At 62.0% G+C, this 12732-nt stretch carries 9 protein-coding genes and 1 riboswitch; of the genes, 3 read left to right on the forward strand and 6 right to left on the reverse strand.

The annotated features are described in order from the left end of the window. Positions 1 to 55: 55 nt before the first annotated feature. From ABD833_RS02160 to ABD833_RS02170, 3 genes are all read left to right on the forward strand, one after another. The gene (locus tag ABD833_RS02160) at positions 56 to 1054 is read left to right on the forward strand and encodes an ATP-grasp domain-containing protein (RefSeq protein WP_345070663.1); all 999 of its coding nucleotides are present in this window, start codon (positions 56 to 58) and stop codon (positions 1052 to 1054) included. 11 nt (positions 1055 to 1065) lie between these two features. After that, the gene (locus ABD833_RS02165) at positions 1066 to 2085 is read left to right on the forward strand and encodes an LLM class flavin-dependent oxidoreductase (RefSeq protein ID WP_345070664.1); all 1020 of its coding nucleotides are present in this window, start codon (positions 1066 to 1068) and stop codon (positions 2083 to 2085) included. Positions 2086 to 2217: 132 nt separating this feature from the next. Further along, entirely contained in the window at positions 2218 to 3684 is a 1467-nt protein-coding gene (locus ABD833_RS02170) for an amino acid permease (RefSeq protein ID WP_345070665.1), read from the forward strand. Positions 3685 to 4065: 381 nt separating this feature from the next. On the opposite strand, the gene ABD833_RS02175 is transcribed toward ABD833_RS02170, so the two are convergent. The 6 genes from ABD833_RS02175 to ABD833_RS02200 all read right to left on the reverse strand — a co-directional run bounded on the left by ABD833_RS02175 (position 4066) and on the right by ABD833_RS02200 (position 12702). Next, a complete protein-coding gene (locus ABD833_RS02175; RefSeq protein ID WP_345070666.1) occupies positions 4066 to 5589 on the reverse strand; it encodes a TSUP family transporter in 1524 nt (507 codons plus the stop codon). A gap of 238 nt (positions 5590 to 5827) precedes the next feature. Next, the gene (locus ABD833_RS02180) at positions 5828 to 7105 is read right to left on the reverse strand and encodes a sulfate adenylyltransferase subunit 1 (RefSeq protein WP_345070668.1); all 1278 of its coding nucleotides are present in this window, start codon (positions 7103 to 7105) and stop codon (positions 5828 to 5830) included. A 154-nt stretch (positions 7106 to 7259) separates the two neighbouring features. Then, positions 7260 to 8171 carry a sulfate adenylyltransferase subunit CysD gene (gene cysD, locus ABD833_RS02185; RefSeq protein ID WP_345070669.1) on the reverse strand — a complete coding sequence of 304 codons (912 nt, stop codon included), beginning with the start codon at positions 8169 to 8171 and terminating at the stop codon, positions 7260 to 7262. Positions 8172 to 8317: 146 nt separating this feature from the next. Then, complete coding sequence (locus ABD833_RS02190; RefSeq protein ID WP_345070671.1) at positions 8318 to 9070, reverse strand: phosphoadenylyl-sulfate reductase; 753 nt, start codon at positions 9068 to 9070, stop codon at positions 8318 to 8320. 265 nt (positions 9071 to 9335) lie between these two features. Continuing rightward, positions 9336 to 9448: riboswitch (SAM riboswitch) on the reverse strand. Positions 9449 to 9609: 161 nt separating this feature from the next. Then, positions 9610 to 11094 (reverse strand): lipopolysaccharide biosynthesis protein, encoded by a 1485-nt coding sequence (locus ABD833_RS02195; RefSeq protein ID WP_345070672.1) that lies wholly within the window; start codon positions 11092 to 11094, stop codon positions 9610 to 9612. A gap of 264 nt (positions 11095 to 11358) precedes the next feature. After that, entirely contained in the window at positions 11359 to 12702 is a 1344-nt protein-coding gene (locus tag ABD833_RS02200; RefSeq protein ID WP_345070674.1) for a DUF7033 domain-containing protein, read from the reverse strand. Positions 12703 to 12732 lie beyond the last annotated feature (30 nt).

Here is a 12732-nt window from a genome sequence, read left to right on the forward strand (position 1 = left end):
ATTTACCCGACTGACGGGCCGTTTATCTCCTCTTTTACTTCAACTTCTGCTGCGTATGTCATCTTCCCCCAAGCCCATTGGCATCTATTTCGAGCACCCCGAATGGTTTAAGCCGCTCTTCGCCGAGCTGGACCGCCGCGGGCTGCCCTACGAGAAAATAGACGCCGCCCATCACCTCTTTAACCCGGCCGAAAAGGAGAGCCGCTACAGCTTGGTAGTGAACCGCATGAGCTCTTCGGCCTACCTGCGCGGGCACGGCCAGGGCATTTTTCACACGGCCGGGTTTGCCACCCACCTCGAGCGGATTGGTACGCGCATCATCAACGGCTCGGCCGCCACGGCCATCGAAACCAACAAGGCCCGGCAACTCTCGCTGTTTGAGTCCCTGGGGCTGAAATATCCCAAGTCCCTGGTGATAAACCACGCTTCGCGGGCCGTGGACGCGGCTAAGGAGCTGCGCTTTCCCATCGTGGTGAAGGTGAACATCGGGGGCAGCGGCGCGGGCATCATCCGCTTCGACACGCCCGAGGGCCTGCAGGCCGCCGTAGACGCCGACCAGATTGACCTGGGCATCGACCAGACCGCCCTGGTGCAGGAGTACGTGACGCCCCGCGGCGGCAACATCCACCGCGTGGAAATGCTGGACGGCAAGTTTCTCTACGCCATGAAAGTGTTTACCACCGGCGAAAGCTTCAACCTCTGCCCGGCCGAAATCTGCCGGATTCCGGAGGAGCAGTCGGCGGAGTTCTGCCTGACGGAAGCGCCCAAAAAGGGCATTCAGGTGGAAGCCTTCACGCCGCCGGCCGAGGTGATTGCCGCCGTGGAGCTCATCGTGGCCGCCGCCGGAATCGACGTGGGCGGCATCGAATACCTGATTGATGACCGCACCGGCGACGTGCTGTTTTACGACATCAACGCCCTGTCCAACTTCGTGGCCGACGCCGTGAACGTGGTCGGCTTCGACCCTTACGCCCGCTTCGTGGACTACCTGGAAACCCAGCTGCCGGGGGCGGCCACGCCGGCTGCGGCGCAAGCTGAATTCGCTACCGTTTAAACCACCCCGCCATGAAATTTGGATATTGGATGCCCGTTTTTGGGGGCTGGCTGCGCAACGTCGAAGACGAGCAGATGCCCACCGACTGGAGCTACGTGAAGCAGCTGGCCCAGCGCAGCGAGTCGCTCGGCTACGATCTGACGCTGATTGCCGAGCTGTACCTGAACGATATCAAAGGCCCCGAAGCGCCGGCCCTGGAGGCCTGGAGCACGGCCGCCGCGCTGGCCGCCGTGACTAAGGAGCTGGAAATAATGGTGGCCGTGCGCCCCACGTTTCACCAGCCGGCGCTGCTGGCCAAGCAGGCCGCCAACATCGATTTGATTGCCCCCGGCCGGTTGTCGCTGAACGTGGTGTCGAGCTGGTGGCGGGATGAGGCCACCAAGTACGGCCTGCACTTTGAGCAGCACGACGACCGGTACGCCCGCACCCGGGAGTGGCTCGACGTGGTGACCAACGTGTGGAAGCAGGATCATTTCAGCTACGAGGGCAAGTATTATCAGGTGACCGACAACGTGCTGCAACCCAAGCCCGCCAAGGCCCCGTTCCTGTATGCCGGGGGCGAATCGGAAGCGGCCAAGGACCTGATTTCCAGCCAGTGCGACGGCTATGTGATGCACGGCGACTCGCCGGAGCAAATCGGGGCCCGCATTGCCGACATGCGCCGCCGCCGCGAGCAGAAAAGCCTGCCGCCGATGAAGTTCGGCGTGGCCGGCTACACCATCGTGCGCGACAACGAGCAGGACGTAAAAAAGGAGCTGGACCGCATCACCAACGTGAAGGCTTCCGCCGCCGGCTTCGGTAACTACCAGCAGTGGCTGGCCGGCACCCAGCTCGAGCAGCAGGTGTCATTGCACGACTATTCCGTATCCAACCGGGGCCTGCGCACCGGCCTCACGGGCACGTCGGCGCAGCTCCAGGACCGGATTGGGGCCTTTGAGGCCGTCGGCGTCGACTTCTTTCTGCTGCAAGCCAGCCCGCAGCTGGAGGAAATGGAGCGGTTCTCGGAATCGGTTATTCGGGTGCTGGCCTAACTGCGCATACCCGCGCGCCGGGCTTGCCCGGCAGGGGCAGGCCCGGCGTAATTCAGGGGGCCGGAATCGGCTCCTTTTCATTCATGCAGGCAGGCGCCTGCGGCCCCGCCCGACGCCTGTTTATTTTGCCTTATGCTTAAAAAATCACTGGCCATGCTTCGTCTGGAAGCGGCCGAAACGGGAGCCCATACCCTCAAAAGAAGTCTGGGCGGCTTCAGCCTGATTACCATTGGTATCGGCGTTATCATCGGGGCGGGCTTGTTTTCGCTCACCGGCATTGCGGCGGCCAACAATGCCGGCCCGGCCGTCACGCTGTCGTTTCTGGTAGCGGCCCTGGGCTGCGCGTTTTCGGCCCTGTGCTACGCCGAATTTGCCTCCATGGTGCCGGTGGCGGGCTCGGCCTACACCTATTCCTACGCCACCATGGGCGAGCTGTTCGCCTGGATTATCGGCTGGGACCTGATCCTGGAATATTCCGTGGGCGCGGCCACGGTGGCCATCAGCTGGTCGCAGTACCTGGTGCGGGTGCTGGCCAAGTTTGACCTGCACATTCCGGCCCAGCTGGTGATGTCGCCGTTTGAAAAGGCCACGCTGGCCGACGGCTCCGTGATATCCGGGGTGGTGAACGTGCCGGCCATGCTGATTGTGCTGGCCATCACGGCTATCATCATCCGCGGCACGTCGGGCTCGGCGTGGTTTAACGCGCTGGTGGTCACGCTGAAAGTAGCCGTGGTGCTGGTGTTCATTGCCCTGGGTTGGCAGTACATCGATCCGGCCAACTACCAGCCTTACATTCCGCAGAATACGGGCACGTTCGGCGAGTTCGGGCTGAGCGGGATTCTGCGCGGGGCGGGCGTGGTGTTCTTTGTGTTCATCGGCTTCGACATCGTGGCCACCATGGCCCAGGAAACCAAGAACCCGCAGAAGAATATGCCCATCGGCATCATCGGCTCCCTGCTGGTCTGCACCGTGCTGTTCGTGCTCTTCGGCCACGTGCTGACGGGCGTCGCCAACTACACCGAGTTCAAGAACAGCGCCGCGCCGGTGGCCATTGCCATCGAAAAAACGCCCTACGCCTGGCTGAGCTCGGCCATCATCGTGGCCATTCTTATCGGCTATACCTCGGTTATTCTGGTCGATCTGATGGGGCAGAGCCGGGTGTTCTTCTCCATGTCGAAAGACGGGCTGCTGCCGAAGGTATTCTCCGAAGTCCACCCTATTTTCCGCACGCCCCACAAGTCGAATCTGCTGCTGGGTTTGTTCATCAGCCTGTTCGCGGGCTTCGTGCCGATTTCGGTGGTGGGCGAGATGACCAGCATCGGCACGCTGCTGGCTTTCGTGATGGTGTGCCTGGGCGTACTGATCATGCGCAAAAAGGAGCCCGACGCCCCGCGCGGCTTCCGCACGCCCTGGGTACCCGTGGTGCCCATCCTCGGCATCCTGACCTGCCTGCTGATGATGGTGTCGTTGCCGCTCGATACCTGGCTGCGGCTGTTCGGGTGGCTGGCTATCGGGCTGGCTATCTACTACGGCTACGGCAAAAAGCACAGCAAGCTGCGCCAGGCAGCGGAAGCTAAGTTGGTAACAGCTAACAAGTAATCGGCTGTCATCCTGAGCAGCGCGAAGGACCTTCCTCTTCGGCCCCGCGAAACGTCATGCCATATAAAAAGCCCTTTCCTGCGCTACAGGGCTTGTCCTTACCCAAAACTCAAAAGCCCTTCCAGCCATGTGGCTGGAAGGGCTTTTGAGTTTTGGTTGAGTCCCCGATTCGCAGCTTTTCAAATGGCGTTAGCTGTCAAAAAAGTACATTTTTGCTACTGCTGAACAGCCAGAAAAAGATTTGGGTAAGGACAAGTCCTGCGCTACAGGGAAGGGCTTTTTATGTTGAAGCAAGCTGGTTAGCGAAAGGAGGAAGGTCCTTCATTCCGCTCCGCTGCATTCAGGATGACAGACGATTTTTTGGTGCTGCTGAACAGGAAACTACATAAACAGCTTCCGCAACGCCCACAGGCTCCACACGATTACCATCAGCCCCACGCCCACGAGCATCCAGCGGGTGGGGATGCGGCCGGCCATCCGGGCGGCCAGGGGCGCGGCGGCCACGCCACCCACGATCAGGCCCAGCACAATCTGCCAGTGGGTGATGCCGATGGTGGCGAAGAAGGTGAGGGCGCTGGCGAAAGTCACGAAGAACTCGGCTACGCTCACCGAGCCGATAACGTACTGCGGCGTACGGCCGCCGGCAATGAGGGTGCTGGTCACCAGCGGGCCCCAGCCGCCGCCGCCAAACGAGTCGAGGAAGCCGCCGGCCGCGGCCAGCAAACCCAGCTTCTTATGCTTGGTGCGCTTGCCGGGCTTGCTGAAGGCCTTGAACAGAATGCGCAGCCCGAGCAGCAGCAGGTACACGGCCAGCAGGGGCTTGACGTAGCCGGCGTACTGCTCGCCGAAGCGCGACAGCAGATACGCGCCCGTCACGGCGCCCAGCACCCCCGGAATCAGCAGCACCTTGAACAGGCGCTTGTTCACGTTGCCAAACCGGTAGTGGTGGTAGCCCGACGCGCCGCTGGCAAACATTTCGGCGGTGTGAATGCTGGCACTCACGGCTGCCGGCGCAATGTTCATGCTCATCAGGCTGATGGCCGTGACGACGCCGTAGCCCATGCCCAGCAGCCCGTCGATCAGCTGAGCGCCGAAGCCGATGGCCACGAATACGTAGAACATCTTCGCGGTGGTGGCCACGTCCCAGGCCTGCTGCCAGGTAACGTAGTAGGAGAGGATGTTGAAGCACAGCATGGCCGCAAACGCCAGCAGCGACAGCGTGGCCAGCCGCCGCCACTGGGCCGCCGCCGGCGACTCGTCGGCCAGGCCATCCAGCCGCTCCGTCGGCACGGCGTTGAGCGGCTTCACCCGCTGCGCAAAGTTGCCCCCCAGCTTGCTGCGAACGGCGGTCAGGTGCCGGAGCACCCGGTGCAGCTCGTCGGGTAGCGTCTCGTCGAGTACCAAGCGCAGCCGCCTGGCCACGGCGGGCAGCTTACCGTTGGTGGAAATGGCAATTTTCAGGTCGCCTTTCTGCACGATGGAGCCCAGGTCAAAGTCGGACTCGGCGGGGGTGTCGGCCACGTTGCAGAGCAGGCGCTGGGCCGTGGCGTGGGCCTTGACGAGGCGGTTGACGGCGGCATCGTTGGTGGCCGCAAACACGATATCGTGCCCCAGCAGGTCCTGCGGGTCGTAGGGTTTCTCGCGCAGCTGCACGTGCGGGTACTTCGCCGTGAAAGCCAGAATTTCGGGCCGGAAGGTTTCGCTGACTACCGTCACGGCCGTGGCGGGGCTGTTGCCAAGAATAGCCGTGAGCTTTTCCAGCCCTGCCGCGCCGCCGCCCACGAGCAGCACCCGCAGGTTTTCCAGCTTCAGAAAGATGGGAAACAACGCGTTGGTGGCGGGCAGGGCTGCCAGCACCGACCCTGGCGGCGGCAGGCCGGCAGGTAAAGGAGTGGACGGGGTCATGGTTGAGGTAGTAGAAGGGCGGAGCGGCCGAAGCCGGGGGGAAAAGATAGTCAGAATCGGATTAACCCATTGATAGATTTAAGGTTAGCGGCCGCGGCCGGCCGGGGGGGAACCCGCCGGGGCGCGTCGTCCCCCGGCCGACGTAGTCAGGGCTATGGGGATGGGGGTACGCAGCCAGAACCAACTAAGGGTCAGTTTTATACGTCAATCCGCGACTCCGGAGGCAACCAGGAGCCGGCTAAATCGTGACACCCAGGGGCCCGGGCACGAAGCTGTTCGGTACGGTTTCCACCATGCCGGCAGCCAGCGTATCCCCGCTCAGCTCATCTACCAGGATAAAGGCCCCCGTCGCGCGGTTGTGCTGGTAGGCATCAACCACCAGGGGGGCGGCCGTTTTGAGGCGGATGCCCACGATGTCGTTGAGCTGGGCCGATTCGGTGGCGGCGCGGTCGTAGGTACGCACGTTCACCTGGTAGTCAATGGCCGTGACCACCGCCTTAACTACCGCCGAGTGGTGCTGCACCAGCAGCTTACGACCGGGCCACAGCGGCTGCTCACTCATCCAGCATACGGTGGCTTCCAGCTCCCTGGTTACGCGCACCGAGCTGCCCACTGGCACGATGGAGTCGCCGCGGCTGATGTCGATGTCGTCGCGCAGGCGCAGGATTACGGCCTGGGGCGCGGCGGCGGTTTCCACTTCCCGCTGGTCCACCTCAATGGCCTCAATCACCGACTCCCGGCCCCCGGGCAGGATCTGAACCCGGTCGCCGCGGCGGTATTCGCCGCTGTGGATGCGGCCGGCGTAGCCGCGGTAGTCGGGGTAGTCGGCGGTCTGGGGGCGAATAACGAACTGCACCTGAAAGCGGGGCTCGCCAATAGCTGCTTCCTCAAAGGCCGGCACGCTTTCCAGGTGTTCGAGCAAGCTGGGGCCGGCGTACCAGGGCAGGTTTTTGGAGCGCGTCACGATGTTGTCGCCGAGCAGGGCGCTGAGCGGAATGGCCGTCACCTGGGGCAGTTGGAGCTGGTCGGCCACGGCGGCGTAGTCGGCTACGATCTGGTCGAACACCGTTTCGTCGTTGCCCACCAGGTCCATCTTGTTCACGGCCAGCACGAAGTGGCGGATGCCCACGAGCGAGGCAATGAGGGCGTGGCGGCGGGTCTGCTCCACCACGCCCTGACGGGCATCGACCAGCACGATGGCCAGATCGGCGGTGGAGGCGCCCGTGACCATGTTGCGGGTGTACTGCACGTGGCCGGGCGCGTCGGTGATGATGAACTTGCGGCGGGGCGTGGTGAAGTACTTGTAGGCCACGTCGATGGTGATGCCCTGTTCCCGCTCGGCGCGCAGGCCGTCGGTGAGCAACGCCAGGTCCACGGTGCCGTGCACGGTAGGCCGGTTTTCCAGCGCCGCCAGCACGTCCAGCGACACGGAGTCGGAGTCGTAGAGCAAACGGCCAATCAGCGTACTCTTGCCGTCGTCGACGCTGCCGCAGGTGATAAATCGGAGAAGGTCCACTGGTTACTGTGATGAATGTGATGAATGTGGAGAATAGGGAGAATGGGCTGGATGTGGGAATGGGTGAAATGTGATTAATGAATTTTCGGTCGGCGCTAGGTGCTACGACCGTTTCATTCCTCCCATTTTCACATTCACCGCATTGCCCACATTATTAAAAATAACCGTTCCTTTTCCGGTCTTCCATGCCGGCTTCGGAGATGTTGTCGTCGAGGCGGGTGGCGCCCCGCTCACTGACTTTGGCCTGGAGCAAATCCTCAATGATGTCGTCGATGGTGGCCGCGTCGCTTTCCACGGCGGCGGTGCAGGTCGAGTCGCCCACGGTGCGGAAGCGCACCTGGCGCTCCACGATTTCGTCGGTTTCGTCGAGGTGCAGGTGCTCATTGAGGCCCAGCAGCTGGCCGCTGGGCAGCACCACGCAGGTGCGCGGGTGGCCGAAGTAGATGCTGGGCAGGGCAATGTTTTCGCGCTGAATGTAGTGCCACACGTCGAGCTCGGTCCAGTTCGAAATCGGGAACACGCGCACGTTCTCGCCCCGCTGGATGCGGCCGTTATAGATGTTCCAGAGCTCGGGCCGCTGACGTTTGGGGTCCCACTGCCCAAACTCGTCGCGCACCGAGAAGATGCGCTCCTTGGCCCGGGCCTTTTCCTCGTCGCGGCGGGCCCCGCCAATGCAGGCGTCGAACCCGAACTCCTCGATGGTTTCGAGCAGCGTATAGGTTTGCAGCGGGTTGCGGCTGGGGAATTTGCCGCCCGGCTCGCGCAGGCGCTGCCGCCGGATGGTGTCTTCCACGCTGCGCACGATCAGCTTTTCGCCCAGCTCGGCGGCCAGCTGGTCGCGGAAGGCCAGCACCTCGGGGAAGTTGTGGCCGGTATCGACGTGGACCAGCGGAAAGGGGAAGCGGCCGGGGCGGAAGGCTTTTTCAGCCAGCCGCGTCAGCACGATGGAGTCTTTACCGCCCGAAAACAGCAGGGCCGGCCGCTCAAACTGGCCCGCCACTTCCCGCAGGATGTGAATGGCTTCGGCTTCCAGCCGGTCGAGGTAATCGAAATGGAGGGTACTCATAGGATCTGTTCTGGCGGGGCCTCACCCCCCGGCCCCCTCTCCGAAAGAGAGGGGGAGCCTGACGATTGTCAGCGCAGACCTTGGGGCCTGCTGGCCGGGGAGAGGTGAAATGTTGGTTTCCGTTAAATTCTTGGGGGGGAGCTTCACTACTCACTACTCACTACCACCTCCGGGTCGGGGCCGTTGTGGGTACCGTGCAGGCCGCACTCTTTGGCCGACTGATCTTCCCACCACCAGCGTCCGGCCCGGAAATCCTCGCCGGCTTTGATGGCCCGGGTGCAGGGGGCGCAGCCGATGCTCACGAAGCCCTGCTGGTGCAGCGGGTTGAACGGAATGCCATGGGCATGCACAAATTCCCAACACTGCTCCCAGGTCCAGTCGAACAGCGGATGAACTTTGATGAGCCGGTGGCCGCCGTCCCACTCCACTGCGTGCATATCGTGCCGGTTGACCGACTGCTCGGCGCGGATGCCGGTAATCCAGGCCTGCTGCCCGGCCAGGGCCCGATTCAGCGGCTCCACTTTGCGGATGCCGCAGCACTCTTTGCGGTTTTCGACGCTATCGTAGAAGCTGTTCGGGCCCTTTTCGCGCAGCAGGTCTTCAACCCTGGCCTGCTGCGGGAAGTAGGGCGTAATGGTCCGGCCGTAGCGGCGCAGGGTTTTGTGCCAGGTGGAATAAGTGTCCTGAAAATTGCGGGCCGTATCGAGGGTGAAGACGGTTATCGGCAGATTGTGCTCGAAAATCAGGTGGGTGATGATCTGGTCCTCGAGGCCGAAAGACGTCGAGAACGTGGCTTGGCCGGGAAACTGCGCGGCTACGGCCGTCAGCACGGATACGGCGGAAAGCCCGGCGAGCTGCTGGCGCAGGTCGGAAACCAGCGCCTCAGAGGCTACTTGCATAATGAGAGGATAATGGGTCTTTTTTCCGGAGCAACGGGCCCAGAAAGCCGGCGCGAATCCGGGCGGGCTATCCTGCGGCAGCCGAAAGAAAATGGGCGGAACAAAACCTCAGCCGGCTGAAGTCAGGGCCCGGACAGGAAAAGGGCAGGAGTGGGCCGCACTACCAACAACGCCGGCTCATCAGCCTGCCACAACATCCATGCGGTAGAGCAGAGAGGGTGGCGGTGACGGGGCGGAGGTTGGAAAAGGCTTTCACGGTGACTTGTTTTTATATGGTCAGGACTTAGCTTCGTTGACCTTCGGTTGGCACCTTGCCCGCGGTGGCGGGTGGTTGCCGGCGTTTCGTCGAGCCTGTCTCTCCACGCCTCTGTATAAAAACAATCCTCTGGGGGGTAAAGAATTGCTGCGGCAAAGGTAGCAGCCCGATTTCTGAACTTCCTAACTATTGTTTTATCTATCTTAAAACAAGGTAGTTGAACGGAATAAGGGTGAAATTCTTGGGGGTTGATCCTGAATTACTTAACGTAATACCCGATAACCTAAGGTAATATGCTTTTTTTCAGACTGCCCAATAAAACCCGGGCTTCCGGTACGGCATTCGAGCCCAGAATCAGGATTGTGTACACGCCGGTAAGCACCACGGAGCGCACCAGCATGGTAACCAGCAATGAGTGGGTGAACGGGACCAGCCAGCCCGCGAAACCTGCTCCGGCCGCCACGGCCACGATGAGCGGAATGCGCCGGTCGAAGGGCTGCAGGCGGTAGGAATACCACACAAACCAGGTGCGGGCCGTGTTGATGCTCACGAGGGCAATGAGTGTGGCCAGGGCCGAGCCGGTGAGGCCATAGCGCGGAATCAGCAGCCAGTTCATAAACACCGTGCCACCGGCCAGAAACAGGTTGAAAATCAAATCGAAGCGGTAGCGCGGCGAGGTGACGACGATGAGGCCGTTGACGCCGGTGATGCCGTCGAACAGGCGGCCGGCCAGCAGCAGCAGCACGGCGGTAGTGCCGGTGGCGTACACCGGATTTTTGATCAGGGAGTAGATGAAGTCCAGGTTCAGGCCGATGCCCAGGGCCAGGTAGCAGCCCACGGCCGTGTTCAGGCGGGTGGTGCGGCGGTAGAAGTCGGCCATCTTGGCCAGGTCCTGGTCTTTCCAGTACTGGGCCAGCAGCGGGAAGGCAATCTTGTTGAGCGAGCGGGCCGGGATGGTGAGGGCCGTGCTGATGTTGTAGGCAATGCCGTACACGCCGGCCGCCGCCAGGCTGAGCTGGGCGCCTACCATCCAGGAGTCGATAAAGCCCAGGATGCTGCCCGAGAGGCTGGACAGCAGGGCAAAGCCGCCGAAGCGCACGATTTCACTCACCGGCCGCACCCGCAGCGCCGCCCGGGTGGGCCGCAGGTGCAGCTCCCCGATATAGCCCAGGTAGGCCGTCAGCAGCAGTAGGATGATGCCGTAGAGCCCGATGTAGCCGAGCACGAACTCGTGAAAGTTGAGGTAGCCTTTGCCATAGAGCAGAGCCAGTCCCACGATGAGCAGGCGCAGCACAATATCCTGCAGAAAGCCCGAAAAGGCGGTGTGGTACAGCCCTTTCAGGTAGGCATCCTGCAGGGAGTAGAGCAGCGTGAACAGCGCCAGCGCGCTGCCCCACCAGTAGTAGGGCACGAGCAGCGCCGCGTCCTGGGGGGCGTACTGGTCCAGCAGCAGCGGTTTGGCCAGCCCGTAGAACAGCGTGACCAGCAGAAAGCCCAGCAGGGGCAGTCCCAGCAGCAGGGGCAGAAAGCCGTGGTGGCCGGCCTCGCGGTTGCGGAAGTAGGGGAAGAAGCGGATGCCCACGCTGGCAAACCCGAAAGCGGCAAACTGCGCGTACACCGTGGCACTGGACACCAGCAGCGTGGTCAGCCCCAGCTTCTCGGGAGCCAGCAGGTGGGGCAGCACCAGGGCCGTATTGACGAAGCCCAGTGCCAGCCCGAGGTAGGAAATAATGGTGTTGCGCAGCCCCTGCCGCTGAACGATACCCAAATCAGTTGTCAGTTATGAGTTGTCAGTTGCCAGTTGCGTGTTGCCAGTTGCCGGTTGTGAGTTGCCGGTTATGAGTTGCCGGTTGTGAGTTGCCAGTTGCGTGTTGCGTGTTGCCAGTTGCCGGTTGCCAGTTGTGAGTTGCGCGTTGCCAGTTGCCAGTTGCCAGTTGCGTGTTGTCAGTTCGTCCTGATGGCTTTATTAAACGAACTGGCAACTGGCAACTGGCAACTGGCAACACGCAACTCACAACTGGCAACCGGCAACTCATAACCGGCAACAGATTTCCCGGCCGTTGACGAAAGCTGTTTTGCGGCTGCGAAGGTAGTCCATGATGATGTGGAACTGCTGCGGGCCGTTGTGGAGGTTGGCCGGGTCGAAGTTCTCGTTGTGCCAGAGCACGGTGCATACGCCCCCGAACCGCTCGATTTCCCCGAACATGGGCTGCAGGGCCGGCAGAATCTCATCGGGGGCCAGCTGCAGGTAGTTGGGGTGATAGAGCGTGGCGTCCATCACGTTGAGCGGGATTTCGAGGAAATCAGTGGCCCGGCTCTGCGTGAAGTCGAACGGGTGGAACGGGTGGCAATAGGAGTGGCGGAAGCCGAAGTGCTCGGCAAAGCCCAGGGTGGTGTCATAGGTGAAGCGTAGCGAATCAAGCAGTATCGGGGTGAGGCGTGGTTCCCAAATCAGGTAATGAAACCGGAGGCCGGAAGCCGTTATGGGCAGCAGGTGTTGCTCGCGCTTCAAGCGCAGCCCGTGCCCCGACGTACCGATACTCCCATGGAGCTGTATTTCGTCTCCTGCTGCCGCCAGCGCCTGGATCTGCGTCTTAAGCTCGGTTGTCAGGCGGTAGTCGGCATTGGGCGTGCTATTCGTGGGCAGATGGTTAGGTAGGAAGAAAAATGTGCTTTTTGCGCCGTATTCTGCCACCGTTTGCCGCACCAGCGCCAGATTATCCCAGGCATCGGACTGGGTGAAGTGCTGCCAGAGTTGCCGGCCAAACCCAACTACGTCACGTCTTTTGAGCGCTGCTTTGGCCGGGGCTTTCCAGGCACTGTGCAGATTGTCGATGTCGTGCGTAATGAAGGCCGCAAAGGGCGCATCAGCTGCCCATTGGCGGGGCTGGCAATGCTGGCCCGTGACGTGTTCCACAGCCGTTTTCAGGATGTCGAAGTAATAGTTGACCACGGGCACCGCCACGAAGCCGTAGCGGTGCTGCACGCTGGCCGTGAAGGGGAAGCGGCCATGATGGTCCCGCTCGTCGGAGAAATATTCCTGCCAGCCGCTGAGCAGGTAAAAGGCGGCCGAAATCAGGTCGGCGTGAATGTGGGCGCGGCCATCGGGCAAGAGCTCCAGCAGCGGCTGGTCGGCGGCCGGGCTGAAGAAGAAGGGAATCTGCTGGCCCAGCCATTCCCGCCAGACCGGCTCGGGCGGGTAAGGATTGGTCTGGCTGAAAAACTGCCCGGCGGCTTCTGTTACCTGAATCTGCGCGTCCCGGTAGCCTATCGAAACGGCCGGCACGGCGGCGTAGGCCTGGCCGAAATGCCGGAGCACGTAGGTCAGCCGGGTTTCGGCGGAAATGGGCGCAGTGGCGGGAAGCGGAGGCAGCATGGTGCAAAGTAAGGTTCTGGGGCTGGTTCC

Origin of the sequence: Hymenobacter fastidiosus (assembly GCF_039539565.1) — a bacterium.
Taxonomy (GTDB): Bacteria; Bacteroidota; Bacteroidia; order Cytophagales; family Hymenobacteraceae; genus Hymenobacter; species Hymenobacter fastidiosus.

Coding starts and splice junctions, on each gene's coding strand:
- ABD833_RS02160 (WP_345070663.1), top strand. CDS start 56: ATGTCATCTTCCCCCAAGCCCATTGGCATCTATTTCGAGCACCCCGAA.
- ABD833_RS02165 (WP_345070664.1), top strand. CDS start 1,066: ATGAAATTTGGATATTGGATGCCCGTTTTTGGGGGCTGGCTGCGCAAC.
- ABD833_RS02170 (WP_345070665.1), top strand. CDS start 2,218: ATGCTTAAAAAATCACTGGCCATGCTTCGTCTGGAAGCGGCCGAAACG.
- ABD833_RS02175 (WP_345070666.1), bottom strand. CDS start 5,589: ATGACCCCGTCCACTCCTTTACCTGCCGGCCTGCCGCCGCCAGGGTCG.
- cysD (WP_345070669.1), bottom strand. CDS start 8,171: ATGAGTACCCTCCATTTCGATTACCTCGACCGGCTGGAAGCCGAAGCC.
- ABD833_RS02190 (WP_345070671.1), bottom strand. CDS start 9,070: ATGCAAGTAGCCTCTGAGGCGCTGGTTTCCGACCTGCGCCAGCAGCTC.
- ABD833_RS02200 (WP_345070674.1), bottom strand. CDS start 12,702: ATGCTGCCTCCGCTTCCCGCCACTGCGCCCATTTCCGCCGAAACCCGG.